The organism is Microbacterium phyllosphaerae, assembly GCF_050628115.1.
Taxonomy (GTDB): Bacteria; Actinomycetota; Actinomycetes; order Actinomycetales; family Microbacteriaceae; genus Microbacterium; species Microbacterium phyllosphaerae_A.
In genome coordinates, this window is the sequence record NZ_CP192502.1 from 239,405 (window position 1) to 255,134 (window position 15,730).

Here is a 15,730-nt window from a genome sequence, read left to right on the forward strand (position 1 = left end):
CCACCATATGAGGGCAGGGAGAAGCGAGCGCAACTACCAACTATACGCTCGATCTCGCGACATGGCAAGCTCGATCCTTGACCTTCTTCGGATGCTGCGGTATTGGCATCCGAAGAAGGCCGAGAGGAACGGGGCCGAATGGCCTCAGGAGGCGATGTTGAGTTCGTTCCCCGGGATCGATGCCAGCAGCCGTCGCGTGTACGGGTCCCGCGGATTCGTGAAGATCTCCTCCGACGAGGCCGCCTCCACGAGCGATCCGTCCTTCATCACGCACACGTAGTCGCTGATGAGTCGCACCACCGCGAGGTCGTGCGAGATGAACAGGTAGCTGAGCCCGTACTCGGTCTGCAGGTCGCCGAGCAGCTTCAGGATCTGATCCTGCACGAGCACGTCGAGTGCCGAGACCGGTTCGTCGCACACGATCAACTCGGGCGAGAGGGCGAGCGCTCGCGCGATGGCCACACGTTGACGCTGACCTCCGGACAGCTCAGACGGGTAGCGCCGCAGCATCGACTGCGGCAGGGCCACGTCGTCGAGCAGCTGACGGACGCGCTTGCGCCGATCTGCGCTGCTCCCCCGCTTGTAGAAGTCCAGCGGTTCGGCGATCAGCCGCTCGATCGTGAACATCGGGTTCAGGCTCGAGTACGGATCCTGGAAGATCGGCTGCACCTTCTGACGGAAGTCACGCGTCTCCGCTCGACTGAGCGAGGCGATGTCCTTGCCCTCGTAGCGGATCAGCCCGCTGGTCGGCTCGATGATCTTCAGCAGCATCCGCGCCGTCGTCGTCTTGCCCGAGCCGGACTCGCCCACGATCGCGACCGTCTCGCCTCGCGGGATCGCGAGGGACACGTCGTTCACCGCGACGAAGTCCTCCTTCTGACCGCGCACCGGATAGACCTTCGTGAGGTTCTCGATCTCGACGATGTTGTCGGCCGTCGACGGAGCATCGATCGTCGCCGCGCCCGCCGAGCTGTCCGCATCCGCAGGCTCCGCCGGACGATCCTCCACCTGGAAGGCCTCGGGGCGCAGACGCGCTGCGGCCACCGACGGCGCCGCCTTCACGAGCGACTGCGTGTACGGATGCTGCGGATCCTCGAGGATCTGCTTCGCCGGCCCCTGCTCGACGACCTTGCCGCGGTGCATCACGATGACGCGCTCCGCCCGCTCGGCCGCGAGTCCCAGGTCGTGGGTGATGAGCAGCACGGCGGTGCCGAGCTCGCGTGTCATCTCACCGATCTGGTCGAGGATCGTCTGCTGCACCGTGACGTCGAGCGCGCTGGTCGGCTCGTCCGCGATCAGCAGACGCGGCTTGCACGCCAGACCGATCGCGATCAGCGCGCGCTGACGCATGCCGCCGGAGAACTCGTGCGGATACTGCTTCGCACGCTTCTCAGGGTCGGGCAGACCGGCGGCGGTGAGCGCCTCGACGACCTTCTCCTGCACGTTCTGCCTGGTGGCGAGTCCGTGTGCGAGGAGGGTCTCGGCGACCTGGGTGCCGATCTTGGCGACCGGGTTCAGGTTCGACATCGGGTCCTGCGGGACGAGCCCGATGTCGCGACCCCGGATCATCCGCAGGTCGTGCTCGGGCGCGTGTGCGATCTCGCGGCCGTCGAGGCGGATGCTGCCTGCGGCCACGCGGCCGCCTCCGGCGAGCAGGCCGATGATCGCCATCGCCGTCGTCGACTTGCCCGATCCCGACTCCCCCACGATCGCGACGGTCTGCCCCGGCGCGATCTCGAGATCGACGCCCTCGACGGCGTGTACGACGCCGTCCATGGTGGCGAAGTCGACAGCGAGTCCCTCGACCGACAGAAGAGGTGCGTCCGGATTCTGATTCACTTTCGCAGCGTTCATCGTGCTCTCGTCCTCGGGTCCATGGCCTCGCGCAGCGCTTCACCGAACAGGGTGAAGCCGAGCGCGGTGACCGCGATGCAGATGCCGGGCAGGAACGCCAGCCACGGCGCGATGGCGAGTTCCGCCTGCGCGTAGGTGAGCATGCGCCCCCACTCGGCCGTCTCGGGTCGACCGCCGCCGAGACCGAGGAACGACAGCGCCGCCGCGTCGATGACGGCGGTGGCGAGCGTCAGGGTTCCCTGGACGATGACCGGGCCGATGGCGTTCGGGAGCACGTGCGACATCGTGATCTGCCCACGGCCGAGCCCCAGGGTCTGAGCCGAGAGCACGTAGTCGCTGGATCGCTGCTGCAGCATCGACGCGCGCAGCAGCCGGGCGAAGATGGGCACCTGCGATGCGCCGATCGCGATCATCACCGCGAACGGCGTCTGACCGAGGATCGCCGCGATCGAGACGGCCAGCAGCAGGTTCGGGACCGACAGGATGATGTCGACGACACGCATGATCACCGTGTCGACCCAGCCGCCGAAGGTGCCGGCGAGCAGTCCGAGGATCATTCCGCCGACAAGGCCCAGCGCGGTCGAGATCACGCCGATGAGGAGTGACGCCTGCGCACCCCAGATGAGCTTGGAGAGCACGTCTCCGCCGAAGCGGTCGAGTCCGAGCGGGAACTCGGGGATCTCCCCCGGGCCCGGGATGTTGGTGGGCGTGATGTACTTCGCCCCGGGAAGCGCGGTCTCGGGGTACGGCGCGAGAATCGGTGCGAGCACCGACACGAGGATGAACACCAGGACGATTCCGGCGCCGATCCAGGCGGTGGGGTTTCGACGCAGGCGTCGGAACACGTCGCGCCAGAATCCGCCGGGCCCCTCCTTGAGGCCGGCCTGGTTGACGGCGACGGTGTCGACGACCGAGCCGCTCGCAGCCGACGGGCCTTGTGCGGGTGGGAGCGAGATGGTCATGACGCCACCCCCTTTCGGAGAACGAGGCGGGACATCACTGCACCCGCACTCTCGGATCGATGAAGCTGTACGACACGTCGACCGCCAGGTTGATCAATGCATAGGCGATCGCGATGAAGATGATGAACCCCTGGAGCACAGGGAAGTCCCTCGTGAAGATCGCCCTCGCGAGGAAGGAGCCGATGCCGGGGAACGCGAACACGGTCTCCGTGAGCACGGCACCCGATATCAGCAGACCGGTCTGCAGGCCGATCGTGGTGATGACCGGCAGCATGGCGTTGCGCAGGATGAACCGGCTGCGCAGCGTCGAGGCTCCGACGCCCTTCGCCCGGCCTGTGCGCACGTAGTCCGCGTTCTGCACCTCGAGGACACTCGCCCTCGTGATGCGGACGATGATCGCGAGCGGGATCGTGCCGAGCGCGAGCGCCGGGAGCACGAGGTGCATCAGCGCATCCCATGACGCATCGAACTCGCCGGTGATGATGCCGTCCCACACGTAGAAGCCGGTCGGGTGGGTGGCGTCTATTCGAGGGTTCTGTCTGCCGTCGGAGGGCAGCCAGCCCAGCTGCACCGCGAAGACGTACTTCAGGATGAACGCGAGGAAGAACACCGGGATGGTGATGCCGACGAGGCTCAGGACCACTGAGGCGTGGTCGGTGAACTTGCCGTGCCGGCGGGCGGCCCAGTATCCGAGAGGGATGCCGACGCCGATCGCGAAAATGAGCGCGACGACGCTCAGCTCGATCGTCGCGGGGAAGCGACGGAAGAACTCCTCCGTGACCGGTCGGTTTGTCTGAATCGAGGTGCCGAAGTCGCCCTGCAGAAGGCGTCCGACCCAGATGAAGTACTGCTCGATGATCGGCTTGTTGAAGCCGTAGAGCTCGTTGACCCTGGCGATGGCATCCGGGGTCGCCTTCTCGCCGAGAAGAGCGACGGCCGGGCCGCCGGGGAGGGCCCTGACCCAGGCGAACAGCAGGATGCTGAGGCCGATGAGGGTGGGAATGAGGAAAAGCAGTCGCCTGCCGATGGTGCGCAGCAAGAGGTCTCCGTTGATCAGAAGATACGCCGGGCCCGGGCCTCCGCAGCGAGCGCGGAGGCCCGGGTGGGCTTCTCAGTCGGTCAGACCTACTTGGTGAGGACGATGTCCGTGAAGACCTCGTCGTTCACCGGGCTGGCGGGGTAGCTCTCGACGCGCGGGTCGAACGCCAGCGTGGGCGCCGGGTGCGCGAGAGGAACTCCCGGGATGAACTGAGCGACCATCTCGTTGATCTCCTCGTAGAGGGCCGTCTGGTCCTCGAGGTTGGAGACGCCGCGAGCCTCGTTCAGCTTCTGGAAGAGCTCCGGGTTGTCGAAGCCCCACTCGGAGCTCTGCTGGCCGAAGAAGACGCCGACGAAGTTGTCGGTGTCGTTGTAGTCGCCGGTCCAGCCCAGCAGGTGGATGCCGTGGTCGGACGTACCGGTGGTGCGGTCGAGGTATTCGACCCACTCCTCCGAGACCGGGGTGGTCTCGACGCCGACCTCGGAGAGCTGCGACGACAGGACCGTGAAGATCTGCTCGGGGTCCGGCATGTACGGGCGCGAGACGTTGACCGGGTAGTTGAAGGTGAGCTTCAGCGGGTTGGCCTCGTCGTAGCCGGCCTCCGCCAGGAGTTCCTTGGCCTTCTCGGGGTCGTAGTCGTACGTCGTGACATCGGGGTTGTAGCCGTTGACGGTGTCCGGGACGAACTCGATCGCCTTCTCGGTGCCCTCCGGGAGCACCTGGCTGATCAGCGCGTCCTTGTCGACCGCGTACGAGAGCGCTTCGCGCACCTTCGGGTCCTGCAGCTCGGGGATGGCCTGGTTGAACGCGAGGTACAGGATCGTGAACGGAGGGCGCGACACCATGGTGAAGCCGTCGTCCTCGAGCGCCTGGGTGTCGGCGGGGCCGACCAGGTCGTAGCCGTCGATCGAGCCGGACTCGAGTGCCTGACGACGCGCGGTCGGGTCGTCGATCGTGCGGAAGATGATCTCGTCGATCTGACCCGCGTCACCCCAGTAGTCGCCGTAGGCCTTGAGCGAGACCTGCTCGCCCGGTGCCCACTCGTCGAACTGGTAGGGGCCGGTGCCGACGGGGTGTCCCATCGCGTACTCGGACAGCACCGGTGCTTCGGCGGAACCGCTGACGTCGTCGGCGCCGAACTCCTGCAGCGCCGACGGGCTCTGCATCGCGAACGAGGGCAGCGACAGCGACGCGACGAAGCCGGCGAACGGCTTGTTCAGGTCGATCGTGACGGAGTAGTCGCCGTCGGGCGTGCAGGACTTGTACACGGCGTCGGCGGGGTTCTCGGCATAGCCCTTGAAGAGCTTGTTGTAGTAGTAGCCGAAGGCCTCGGACGCGGCGAGACCGGTCCAGTTGAACCAACGGTCGAAGTTCGCGCACACCGCTTCGGCGTTGAACGGCGTGCCGTCGTGGAAGGTGACGTCCTCCTTCAGGGTGAAGGTGTGGCTCATGCCGTCTTCGGACGACTCCCACGACTCGGCGAGGAGCGGGGCGGGGTCGGCGGTGCCTGGTTCGGTGCCGACGAGACCCTCGAAGATCTGACGGGAGACGCGGAAGCTCTCACCGTCCTGGGCGAATGCCGGGTCGAGGCTGGCCGGGTCCGACGATGCGGCGAACACGAACGTGCCGTCCACATCTCCTGAGCCCTCGGAGCCGTCGTCGCCGCGCTCGCTGGCGACGCATCCCGAGAGGACCAGCGCGGCGAGCGCTGCTCCGGTGACGGCGATGAGTCCTCGCCGACGCATGACTTTATGGTGCATTGTGTGACCTTCCTGTCGAGCGCTGCAGTGCGCGTTCCGGAGGCGTCTTCGACTCCGGAAACGGTGATGCCCTCGACGCTACCCAGTGGGTACACCGTTGCAAAACACCTCCAGGTTGCATTCCTGTTACGGATGTTCGGCACCACGGCCGATCCGGTAATCTCCAGAAGGTGCCAGACACGTCTCCCCTCGCCGTCTGCGTCGGCGAGGGCCTGGTGGCCCTCGTCCCCGCCACCGCCGCCCCTCTCGAGGACGTCCGGACCTTCCACCGCTCCCTCGCCGGAGCGGAGTGGAATGCCGCGATCGCCCTCGCGTCGGCGGGCATCCGCACCGCGGTCGTCTCCCGGGTGGGCGACGACGGATTCGGTCGCTTCCTCACCGCGGAGCTGCGCAGGCACGAGGTCGACGACACCGCCGTCGAGGTGGATCCGGATGCTCCCACCGGCCTCTACCTGAAGGAGCTGTCTCCCCGTCCTGACGGGTCGGTCGACGGGACCATGCACTACTACCGATCCGGCTCTGCAGCGGCGGCGATGTCGCCCGCGACTCTCTCCGCCTCCCCCGCATCCGAGCTGCTCGCGGAAGCGGCACTGGTGCACACCTCGGGAATCACCCCGGCCCTCTCCGACACGGCACGGGCGGCTCAGGACGCCCTGTTCGACGCCGAGCGGGAACGCCGCCTGCTCAGCTTCGACGTGAACTGGCGCCCTGCACTGTGGCGAGGGCGCGAAGCCGAGGGGCGGGCGGCGATCTCGGGTTACGTCCGCCGCGCCGACGTCGTCTTCTGCACGAAACCCGACGCCGAGGCGGTGTTCGGCACCTCAGACCCCGACAGGCTGCGTGAACTGTTCCCCGAGCCCCGGTACCTCCTTGCGACGAGCCCGCGCGGTGCAGTGGCGTTCGACGGAGCGGAGCGCACCGACAGCGCGGCACTGGATGTGCCGGTCGTCGAATCGATCGGCGCCGGAGACGCATTCGCCGCCGGATTCCTCGCGGGGGTGCTCACCGGGCTCTCGCTCACGGGCAGCCTCGCCCGCGCGCACCGCATCGCGACCCGCGCTCTCGCCAGCACGCGCGACCACGTCGACTGACACTCGTTCTCAGCCGGAAGATCCGCCGACTGCGCCGAAGTCAGCGTCGGCGCCGCGACGCCGCCGCGTCGTGCGTCAGCTGGAGCGGGATCACGACGGGCTCCCCCCGGTGCTGCACGACCCGTACGAAGAGGATGTCGACCAGGGCGAGCTGCGCGATGCGACTCGACATCGCCGCCATGCGGAACGGCGACTCCTGGGCATAGGTGAGCAGCACGATGTCTGCGGCGAGCGCGAGAGTCGAGTCGGGGGCGCTCGTGACGGCTACGGAGAGGGCTCCTGCGTCTCTCGCGACCTCCACCGCACGCACGACCTCCTGGGTCTCACCCCCGTGCGAGAAGGCGATCACGACGTCGTCCGGCGAGCGCAGGGACGCCGTCGTGAGGGCGAGGTGCGGGTCTGCCGAGTGGGCGACCGAGCATCCGATGCGGGCGAGCTTCTGCTGCAGGTCCTGCGCGGTGAGCGATGACGCGGCCTGCCCGAACAGGTCGACATGTCGGGCGGCGACCACGGCCAGCGCGACGCGGTCGAGAGCTGCCGCATCGAGCCCCAGCGCCGTCTTCTCGATCGCGTCGATCTCTTGGGACGCGAGCTTGGCGGCGATCGCCGACGGCTCGTCATCCGGATCGATCGCCGTGGTGTCGAGACCGAACCGGGCCTGCTGCGCCTGGGCGAGCGTCACCGTCCGAGCCACCGCGACTCTCAGCTCGCGGTACCCGCTGAACCCGAGCGACTGCGCGAACCGCGCCACTGTCGACAGCGACGTGTTGCACAGTCGCGCCAGGTCGTTGATGGCGAGATCCACGACCAGCGTGGGGTCTCCGAGAATGGTCTCCGCGACCCGAGCCTCGGCAGCACTCAGACGGGCGATCGATCGGCGCACCAGCGCGAGAACGTCTGAGTCCACGGTGTCATCCTGCCTCAGTCGGCCAGCCCCGCGTCGCCGCGTGACGAGCCGTCGCCGGACGAGCCTTCGCCGGTCAGCCGCTGCCTGGCCGCCTGCGCACCGACCAGACTCGCCGCTCCGACCTCGACGATCGGCAGAGGGAGCGGACGCTGCGGCGCGAGCCCGACGTTGACCACGACGGCGCCGGGGTCGCGTGTGGCAGCGCGATCGACCAGAGATCGCTGCGCATCGTCCGCGTCCGGCCGGTCCAGCAGGATGACCGTGAGGCCGTCTGCCGCGACGGCAGCGTCCAGCGCGGCGTCCTGCTCATCGAGCGTGGTCCGAGCGACGTCGACCCTGGCACGGTGGCCGCCGGCGGCCAGCGCTTCGGCGACATAGGCCGAGGCGCTGTCGACGGCGAGGGTCGAGCGGCGGCGTGCGTCCACGACGGCGAGCGTCGTGGCATCCGCCGTCGCACCCGTGATCGCCCGCCCGACGATCTCGCGCGGATCGAAGTCGACGGGAGCGGATGCCGAAACTGCGCGCTCACGGAGGGACACGGCGAGCGCGGCGACCCGAGCCGCCGCCTCCTCGATTCGCGGCCGCGTCAGCGAGCCGTCCTTGAGCGCGGCGACGATGCCGTCACGCGCAGCGAGGAAGTCGCGTCGGTCCTGGTCGGGAAGGGCGGCCTCTCCCCTGTTGGTGGGATTGCCGATGCACAGCAGGTCGACGCCCGCCGCGAGCGCACGTGCGGCGCCCGCACCGATACCCACCGTCTCGCGGATCGCCGCCATGTCGAGAGCGTCGGAGATGATCACACCGTCGAAGCCCCAGTCGCGGAGCATGCCGAGGACGCGCGGGTTCAGCGTCGCGGGCTCTGCCCCCCACGCCGGGACGACGATGTGCGCCGTCATGATCGTGTCGACTCCCGCAGCCACCGCGGCCCGGAACGGCTCGAGGTGCACCCGCTCGAACTCGTCGATGTCGAGCGAGATGACCGGCGATGCATGATGCGAATCCAGGTGCGTGTCGCCATGCCCCGGGAAGTGCTTGACGCACGCCGCCGCCCCGCCGTTCTGGATCCCGTCGACGGCGGCCAGCACGTGTCGCGAGACGAGAGTCTCGTCACTGCCGAACGCACGGACGCCGATCACGGGGTTGCGCGGATCGGTGTTCACGTCGGCGACCGGGCCGAGGACCACGTTTCCGCCGATCGCAGTGACCCGTCTCGCGAGCTCCGCACCTGACGCTCTCGTCGCCTCGATGTCGTCGAGCGTCCCGAGCTGCCCGGCCCCGGGAAGGGTCGACCCGGTCGCGGACTCGAGACGGGTGACGCTGCCGCCCTCCTCGTCGATGCCGATCAGAGCATCCGGATTCGCGCGGAGGATCTGCGCGCTCAGAGCAGGCAGCCCCTCGCCGATGTTCTGCCCGAAGTAGACCACGCCGGCGAGGCCGTCCTCGAGCTCGGCGACCAGCCACTGCGGAGCCTCGGTCCCGAGGAAACCGGGCCAGAGCACCGCATTCGCGAGTCGTTCGAGCTCGTCCGTCATCCCTTCACCGCTCCTGCCACCATGCCGGCGGAGAGCCGGCGCTGCACGATCACGAAGAAGATCATGACAGGGATCGTGATGATCGTCGATGCCGCCATGATGCTGCCCCAGTCATTGGAGTGCAGACCGAAGAACGACTTCAGACCGATCGACACCGTGTACTGGTCGGTGGCGCTGCCGAGGATCGTCATCGCGAAGATGAACTCGTTCCACGCCGTGATGAAGCTGAAGATGCTGGTCGCGACGAGGCCGGGCATCACGAGCGGCAGCAGGATCGAGCGGAACATCCGCCACCAGCTGGCACCGTCGATGTACGCGGCCTCCTCGAGCTCCACCGGCACGGCTGCGACGAATCCGCGCAGCATCCAGATGCCGAACGCCAGCGAGAGCGCCACGTAGACGACCATCAGTCCCAGGATGCTGTTCAGCAGTCCCAGGCTCTTCACCTGCAGGAACAGAGGGATCACGAGGGCCTCGAGCGGCACCATCTGCACGACGAGGATCATCATGAGGATCGTGGTGCGGAACTTGAAGCGGAAGCGCGCGACGGCGACCGCCGCGAGCAGGCACACCAGGGCGCTGACGAGGACGGTGACGAGCGCCACGATCGCGGAGTTGCGGAGGTAGGTGGCGAAGCCGCCGTCGGTGAGCACGAACGCGAAGTTGTCGAACGTGAACTCCTGCGGCAGGAGGGACTGTCCGCCGCTGGACGCCTTGGCGTCGAGGGCGCTGGAGACCATCCAGTACACGGGGAACAGCGTGAAGATCAGGACGGCGGCGATCGCGATGCCGGTGCCGACGCGCGACATGACGGAGGGGCGGGGGTTCACAGCTCGTCCTCCTTCATGAGCGAACGGATGTACACGATCGTGATGCCGATCAGCACGAGGGTGAGGAGAACGGCGAGAGCGGCGCCGAACCCGTAGCGGTTCTGGCCGAAGGACTCGACGTACGACCAGACACCGAGGTTGAGCACCGATCGGTTTCCGCCGCCTCCCCCGGGCATCAGATAGACCTGCGCGAAGACCTTGAAGTCCCAGATCGTCGACAGGATGATCACGACCGAGAAGACGGGCTTGAGCGTCGGGAAGATGATCTTCCAGAAGCGCATCCAGGCGTTCGCGCCGTCGAGGGCCGCAGCCTCCAGCATCTCCTTCGAGACGCCCAGGAGACCGGCGAGAACCGTGATCGCGACGAACGGGAATCCGTGGTGCACCACGTTCAACAGGACGATCGCGTAGAACGACCACTGGTTGGTGAACCAGTTCACCGGGTCGTCCATGAGACCGAGGTCCTGCAGAACCGTGTTGAAGATGCCGCGGTCGGCATCGAAGATGAACGTCCAGACGTAGGTGCCGGTGACGGCGGGCATCGCCCAGGCCACCATGATGCAGCTGGAGACGATCGTGCGCCAGACGGTGCCGAGCTTCGCGAGCAGCAGGGCGACGAGCGTGCCCACTGCGACGGTGACGAACACGGCGACGGCGGCGAAGCCCACCGTGTTCGGGAGCACGACCGTCCAGAGTGTCGGATTGGTGAGCGCCTCGACGTAGTTGTCGACGCCGATCCAGTTGTTCTCTCCGGTGTTGATCTCACGCAGGCCGTAATCCTGCAGCGAGAAGATGAAGACCTGGATGAGCGGCCAGAGCATGAGCACCGCGAGGATGACCAGGCCCGGGGCGAGGAGGAGCCAGGGGCGGGCCGTCAGCAGCGAGAGTCCTCGCTTGCGCGGCCGGCCGCCGGCCACGGGGGCGGAGGGGGTCTCCGCCTTCGTGGCCGGCAGTGGCGCTTGCACCATCGACATGAAGGGATACAGCCTTACTGGTTGAGCAGATCGGTCATCTCAGCAGCGGCGTCCTTCGTCGCCGTGGCGACGTCCTTCTGCCCGCTGAGGATGGCCTGGATCATCGAGTTGGTGGTCTTCTTGGCCTGGACGGCGCCGAAGTTCGGGGTCACCGGCACGGATGCACCACCCTCGACCATCTGCTGCGCGAACGGAGCGACGAGCGGGTCGGTCGAGGCCAGGGCCTCTTCCATCGCCGACTGAACTCCGGGGAAGTATCCGGTCTCGTCAGCCCACTTCTCGGCGAACTCGCCCGTGGTCATGAGCTTGACGAACTGCCACGCGAGGTCGGCGTTCTCGGTCGTGTTGAAGACCGACAGGTGCGAACCGCCGAGCACGGACGGAGCGATCCCGCCGTCCTCACCAGGGATCACGGCGGCGCCGATCTTGCCATCGAGCTCGGGGTTCGCCTCGATCAGAGCCTTCGGAGTCCACGAGCCCGAGAGCATCATGGCGACGTTGCCCTGCGTGAACGAGTCACGGAGGTCCGTCTCCTTCCACGTGGTGGCGCCGGCCGACGAGAAGCCGTGCTCGGTCGCGAGTGCGGTGTAGAACTCGATGCCGGCCTGCGACTCCTTGCTGTCGAGCTCGCTCGTCCAGGTCTTGCCGTCGAGGGTCGCGACCTCGCCACCCGCGCCCCAGACCCAGGGGTAGACCTGGAATTCGGCGTCTCCGGCGACGGGGAAGGGCAGCATGTCGGGCTTGGCGGCCTTGATGGCCTCGCCGGCGGTGACGATGTCGTCCCAGGTCTTCGGGGCCTCGAGCCCGAGCTCCTCGAACACGTCGGTGCGGTAGACGATCGAACGGACACCGGCGTACCACGGCATGCCGTAGAGCTCGTCCTCGTAGGTCCCGGCGACCGCGAGGCCCTCGACGAGGTCGTCGCGCAGGCCCTTCTCGGCATCGACGTACTCGTCGAGAGGCTCGAGCGCGCCTGCGTCGGCGAACTCGGCGGTCCAGGTCGTGCCGGTCTCGGCGATGTCCGGCGTGGTACCGCCGGCGATCGACGTGACGAAGCGGTCGTGGGCGTCGGCCCACTGGATCTCCTCGATCTTGACCGTGGCTCCGGTCTCGTCTTCGAAGGCGTCCGAGACCTCGTCGTAGAACGCGCTCGCGTCGGGGTTGGTGCCCTTCATGATCCAGACGGTGAGCTCCTGGCCCTCTCCGTCGACGGCTCCACCGTTGTCGGCGCCACCGCCGGCACAGGCCGCCAGGCCCAGGGTGGCCACGGCGCCGAGCGCCACGGCCGGAAGAATGCGCTTGTACATCAGGGTTCTCCTCTTTGAAACGTCCTGGCGGCATCGGGTGCCTACCACGTAGGAAAAAGTATTCATCACTAACTAATTCCCTGCAAGTTATTCTCAGAAACGTCATGCGGCCGTAACATCGCCCTCCGCGGGTAGGCTCTGCGGCATGTCAGGGGCTCTCGACGACGCGAAGCGCAGCACGGTGGCGCGCCATGCCGACCTTCCGACCCCCAGTGCCCTGTCGACCTTCCTCAAGCTCCTCGGCGTCGCGCTGAGTGTGCTCCTCGTCTCGTCCATCGCCGTAGCCGGCTTCGTCTTCGTCGACGTGCTGAACAGGGTCGGCGAGGGCGCGGTCGCGCTCGAGGACGATGCGGAGGTGGCTCCTCCGTCGCTCGGCGCCTATCCGAGCGACAAGGCCTTCAGCATCCTGATCGTCGGTACGGACGAATGCGGAGAGGTATCGACGCAGCTGCTCGGCGAGCGCTGCGAGAAGAGCGACGAGGGGTCGCGCAACGATGTGAACCTGCTCGTGCACGTGTCCGCGGCGCCTCGCAACGTGACCGTCGTGTCGTTCCCCCGTGACCTGATGGTCGAGGTTCCCGAGTGCACGCGCGACGACGGTTCGACCGCGTCGTCGATGGCGAAGGCCCCGCTCAACTCGCTCTTCGACCACGCGGGCATCTCGTGCATCGCGAAGACGGTCAGCGACCTCAGCGGCATCCCGATCGAGTTCGCGGCCAAGATCAGCTTCGACGGCGTGATCGCGATCACCGATGCGATCGGCGGGGTCGAGGTGTGCGTCGCCGGCGAGGGGATCCGCGATTCGCAGGCGGGCATCGACCTGCCCGTGGGGACCCACACCGTCTCGGGAGCGAACGCCCTCGCCTTCATCCGCACCAGACACGGCGTGGGCGACGAGAGCGACCTCGCTCGCATCTCGAATCAGCAGCAGTACATGTCGCGTCTCGCGAAGAAGATCCTCAGTGCGGAGACGCTGACCGATCCGTCGAAGGTGCTGCGACTGATGAACACGGTCGCCGACAACATCGTGCCCAGCGAGTCGCTCAGCAACGCGCTCACCCTCACCCAGCTCGCACTGGCGTTGAAGGACGTGCGGTTCTCGGACTTCGTCTTCGTGCAGTACCCGAATCTGGACGACCCCGACAACCCGGGGATCAAGGTTGTTCCCGACTACGACGCCGCCGAGCCGCTCTGGGCGGCGCTGATCGCCGGCGAGCCGATCACGCTCTCGGGCGACGTCGCGACGAACCGCAGCGTCGAACTCGCGACCCCGCCCGCCACCGGAGAGACCCCCGAGACCCCCGAGACCGCAGCGCCGACCGAGGCGCCGGAGACCCGCGCGACGCTGCCTCCGGAGATCTCGGGTCAGAGCGTCGATCAGGACACCTGCTCGGTCGGCAACCAGGCGAAGTGAGCGCGTAGTCTCGGAGCATGGGCAGGACGCGAGCACGAGACACCGAGCATCCTCAGGCCCGACTCGACCACGGCGGCATCGCGCGCATCGTGCCGTCGGAGTTCACGAGCGGGTTCGAGCTCATCGTCGACGACACCCCGCAGTCCCATGTCGATCTGGACGACCCCACGCATCTGCACTTCGAGTACATCGTGCGCATGGGCGCGGTGATCGACCAACTGCCGTCCGGTCCCCTCACCGCCGTGCATCTCGGCGCCGGCGCGCTGACCATCCCCCGCTACATCGATGCCACGAGGCCAGGCTCCCGCCAGCAGGTCATCGAGCTCGAGGCACCGCTGGCGACCCTCGTGCGCGAGCACCTGCCGCTGCCCAAGGGTGCCGCGATCCGACTGCGGATCGGTGACGCACGCGAGGGGGTCAAGCGCCTGCCTGCTGCCATCGTCGGCAGCTGCGACCTGGTCGTCTCGGACGTCTACTCGGGCGCGCAGACACCCGCCCACCTGACCAGCCTGGAGTTCTACCGCGAGCTCGCAGACCTGCTCTCACCCGGCGGCGTCCTGCTCGTGAACGTCGCAGACGGCCCCGGCCTCGCCTTCGCCCGCCGACAGGTCGCGACGATCGCAGAGGTGCTTCCCGAGATCGGCGTCCTCGCCGACACGCAGGTGCTGAAGGGACGCCGCTTCGGCAACCTCGTGATCGCCGCCTCGGCAGCGCCGCTGCCCACCGAGTGGCTGCCGCGGATGCTCGCCGCCGGCCCCCATCCGGCCAAGATCGCCCAGGGCGCCGAAGTGACCGCATTCGTGCAGGGCGCGCGGATCGTGACGGACGCGGATGCCGTCGCCTCCCCTCGTCCGGACGCATCGCTCTTTCTGCGCTGAGAGCATCGATCTCGATCCGGATGCGGGCCCATGGGGCGTGCCGCCCCGACGAGCGCACGGTCGCGAGGCACACTGGTCGGGGGACACTGCGGAAGGAGAGCAATGAGTTTCATCCAGGGTTACGACCAGGAGAGCCTTCGCGAGCTGGTCGACCTCGGTGAATGTTCGGCACGGCTCGAGGAGATCGAAGGCCAGCGCAGTCTTCCCGCACTGCTGGAGCGCGTCTGGCTGCTGAAGGTCCTCGACCGACTCGACGAAGCCCTCCCGCTCGCCGATGAGGCCGTCCGCCAATCCCGCATGGCCGGCACCCGGAAAGACGTTCTCCGCGCACGCGTGCTGCACGCCACGATCCTGCAGCACCGCGGAGCGTACGCCGCGGCCGAGCAGGAGCTCGCGACCTGCGCGGCAGAAGCCGAAGGCCAGCGTTGGGTGTCGATCGCCGCTTTCGCGCACCACCATCACGGCAAGAACGCCTATGAGGCCGGGGACTACGAGACGGCCCGCGAGAGCTTCAAGCAGTCACTCTTCCTCCGCCGCGAAGCGGGCGCACAGGATCGTGAGCTCGAGACCGTGCTGCTCGCGATCGAGGCCGCCGAGCGACGCCGTACGTCACAGCTCGTCTCGGGCTGAGGCGTTCCTGCGTCGCGATGTCGGCGGCATGGCTTACCCTGATCGCATGGCGGAACTTGACCGGGTGCGCGTCTGGGGCGAGGCACTGATCACGCTGCATCTCGACGACAGCTGGTCGTTCGGCTTCGACAATGCGAAGCGTCGCGCGGGGCAGTGCGATTACACGAAGAAGCGCATCACCGTGTCGCGCTATCTGGCGGCGCGATTCGAGGACGACGAGATCCATCAGGTACTGCTCCATGAGGTCGCACACGCGCTGGCCGGGCATGAGGCGGCTCATGGCTCCGCCTGGAAGCGGGTGGCCCGCGACCTCGGCTACGTCGGCGGGACGACCCACCACGGCGAGACGGCGGTCGAACTCGCTCCGTGGGTGGGGTCATGCCCCTCGGGCCATGTCACCTACCGCCACCGGCGTCCCTCGCGGGCGACGTCGTGCGCGCGATGCTCGCGGTCGTACGACGCGCGCTATCTCTTCGAGTGGACGCGCCGCGAGATCACGGCCGACACCCGGCTCGCCGCTCAGATGTCGCGCTGAACCGCCCTCACACCGGCACG

At 67.7% G+C, this 15,730-nt stretch carries 14 protein-coding genes; 5 read left to right on the forward strand and 9 right to left on the reverse strand.

Annotated features, from left to right (window positions below; translation table 11 throughout):
* Positions 1-144: 144 nt before the first annotated feature.
* From ACQ4LY_RS01060 to ACQ4LY_RS01075, 4 genes are all read right to left on the reverse strand, one after another.
* Complete coding sequence (locus tag ACQ4LY_RS01060; protein WP_431074154.1) at positions 145-1,854, reverse strand: ABC transporter ATP-binding protein; 1,710 nt, start codon at positions 1,852-1,854, stop codon at positions 145-147.
* The gene (locus ACQ4LY_RS01065) at positions 1,851-2,816 is read right to left on the reverse strand and encodes an ABC transporter permease (protein ID WP_056309356.1); all 966 of its coding nucleotides are present in this window, start codon (positions 2,814-2,816) and stop codon (positions 1,851-1,853) included. Before ACQ4LY_RS01065 ends, ACQ4LY_RS01060 begins: the two co-directional genes overlap by 4 nt.
* 34 nt (positions 2,817-2,850) lie before the next feature.
* Entirely contained in the window at positions 2,851-3,855 is a 1,005-nt protein-coding gene (locus ACQ4LY_RS01070; RefSeq protein WP_056309358.1) for an ABC transporter permease, read from the reverse strand.
* A gap of 86 nt (positions 3,856-3,941) precedes the next feature.
* Positions 3,942-5,615, reverse strand: a complete 1,674-nt coding sequence (locus tag ACQ4LY_RS01075; RefSeq protein ID WP_431074155.1) for an ABC transporter substrate-binding protein — start codon at positions 5,613-5,615, stop codon at positions 3,942-3,944.
* A 170-nt stretch (positions 5,616-5,785) separates the two neighbouring features.
* Here ACQ4LY_RS01075 and ACQ4LY_RS01080 point away from each other — a divergent pair, with 170 nt between their 5' ends.
* The gene (locus ACQ4LY_RS01080; RefSeq protein ID WP_431074156.1) at positions 5,786-6,706 is read left to right on the forward strand and encodes a sugar kinase; all 921 of its coding nucleotides are present in this window, start codon (positions 5,786-5,788) and stop codon (positions 6,704-6,706) included.
* A 40-nt stretch (positions 6,707-6,746) separates the two neighbouring features.
* On the opposite strand, the gene ACQ4LY_RS01085 is transcribed toward ACQ4LY_RS01080, so the two are convergent.
* The 5 genes from ACQ4LY_RS01085 to ACQ4LY_RS01105 are packed head-to-tail and all read right to left on the reverse strand — an operon-like array spanning position 6,747 to position 12,253.
* Positions 6,747-7,613, reverse strand: a complete 867-nt coding sequence (locus ACQ4LY_RS01085; RefSeq protein ID WP_056515928.1) for a MurR/RpiR family transcriptional regulator — start codon at positions 7,611-7,613, stop codon at positions 6,747-6,749.
* A gap of 14 nt (positions 7,614-7,627) precedes the next feature.
* On the reverse strand, positions 7,628-9,142 hold the full coding sequence (locus tag ACQ4LY_RS01090; RefSeq protein WP_431074157.1) for a glycoside hydrolase family 3 N-terminal domain-containing protein: 1,515 nt from the start codon (positions 9,140-9,142) through the stop codon (positions 7,628-7,630).
* Positions 9,139-9,972, reverse strand: a complete 834-nt coding sequence (locus ACQ4LY_RS01095; protein ID WP_056309366.1) for a carbohydrate ABC transporter permease — start codon at positions 9,970-9,972, stop codon at positions 9,139-9,141. The genes ACQ4LY_RS01090 and ACQ4LY_RS01095 overlap by 4 nt, the downstream gene beginning before the upstream one ends.
* The gene (locus ACQ4LY_RS01100) at positions 9,969-10,946 is read right to left on the reverse strand and encodes a carbohydrate ABC transporter permease (RefSeq protein ID WP_431074158.1); all 978 of its coding nucleotides are present in this window, start codon (positions 10,944-10,946) and stop codon (positions 9,969-9,971) included. Before ACQ4LY_RS01100 ends, ACQ4LY_RS01095 begins: the two co-directional genes overlap by 4 nt.
* Positions 10,947-10,960: 14 nt before the next feature.
* The gene (locus tag ACQ4LY_RS01105) at positions 10,961-12,253 is read right to left on the reverse strand and encodes a sugar ABC transporter substrate-binding protein (RefSeq protein WP_431074159.1); all 1,293 of its coding nucleotides are present in this window, start codon (positions 12,251-12,253) and stop codon (positions 10,961-10,963) included.
* A 145-nt stretch (positions 12,254-12,398) separates the two neighbouring features.
* On the opposite strand from ACQ4LY_RS01105, the gene ACQ4LY_RS01110 reads away from it, so the two are divergent.
* The 4 genes from ACQ4LY_RS01110 to ACQ4LY_RS01125 all read left to right on the forward strand — a co-directional run bounded on the left by ACQ4LY_RS01110 (position 12,399) and on the right by ACQ4LY_RS01125 (position 15,710).
* Positions 12,399-13,667: an LCP family protein gene (locus ACQ4LY_RS01110; protein ID WP_431074160.1), complete on the forward strand. Its 1,269-nt coding sequence runs from the start codon at positions 12,399-12,401 to the stop codon at positions 13,665-13,667.
* 17 nt (positions 13,668-13,684) lie between these two features.
* A complete protein-coding gene (locus ACQ4LY_RS01115; RefSeq protein WP_431074161.1) occupies positions 13,685-14,545 on the forward strand; it encodes a spermidine synthase in 861 nt (286 codons plus the stop codon).
* Between the two features lie 102 nt (positions 14,546-14,647).
* Complete coding sequence (locus tag ACQ4LY_RS01120; protein WP_431074162.1) at positions 14,648-15,175, forward strand: hypothetical protein; 528 nt, start codon at positions 14,648-14,650, stop codon at positions 15,173-15,175.
* A gap of 46 nt (positions 15,176-15,221) precedes the next feature.
* Positions 15,222-15,710: a SprT-like domain-containing protein gene (locus ACQ4LY_RS01125; RefSeq protein WP_431074163.1), complete on the forward strand. Its 489-nt coding sequence runs from the start codon at positions 15,222-15,224 to the stop codon at positions 15,708-15,710.
* The last annotated feature ends 20 nt before the right edge of the window (positions 15,711-15,730 follow it).

Coding starts and splice junctions, on each gene's coding strand:
- ACQ4LY_RS01060 (WP_431074154.1), bottom strand. CDS start 1,854: ATGAACGCTGCGAAAGTGAATCAGAATCCGGACGCACCTCTTCTGTCG.
- ACQ4LY_RS01065 (WP_056309356.1), bottom strand. CDS start 2,816: ATGACCATCTCGCTCCCACCCGCACAAGGCCCGTCGGCTGCGAGCGGC.
- ACQ4LY_RS01075 (WP_431074155.1), bottom strand. CDS start 5,615: ATGCACCATAAAGTCATGCGTCGGCGAGGACTCATCGCCGTCACCGGA.
- ACQ4LY_RS01090 (WP_431074157.1), bottom strand. CDS start 9,142: ATGACGGACGAGCTCGAACGACTCGCGAATGCGGTGCTCTGGCCCGGT.
- ACQ4LY_RS01100 (WP_431074158.1), bottom strand. CDS start 10,946: ATGTCGATGGTGCAAGCGCCACTGCCGGCCACGAAGGCGGAGACCCCC.
- ACQ4LY_RS01105 (WP_431074159.1), bottom strand. CDS start 12,253: ATGTACAAGCGCATTCTTCCGGCCGTGGCGCTCGGCGCCGTGGCCACC.
- ACQ4LY_RS01110 (WP_431074160.1), top strand. CDS start 12,399: ATGTCAGGGGCTCTCGACGACGCGAAGCGCAGCACGGTGGCGCGCCAT.
- ACQ4LY_RS01115 (WP_431074161.1), top strand. CDS start 13,685: ATGGGCAGGACGCGAGCACGAGACACCGAGCATCCTCAGGCCCGACTC.
- ACQ4LY_RS01120 (WP_431074162.1), top strand. CDS start 14,648: ATGAGTTTCATCCAGGGTTACGACCAGGAGAGCCTTCGCGAGCTGGTC.
- ACQ4LY_RS01125 (WP_431074163.1), top strand. CDS start 15,222: ATGGCGGAACTTGACCGGGTGCGCGTCTGGGGCGAGGCACTGATCACG.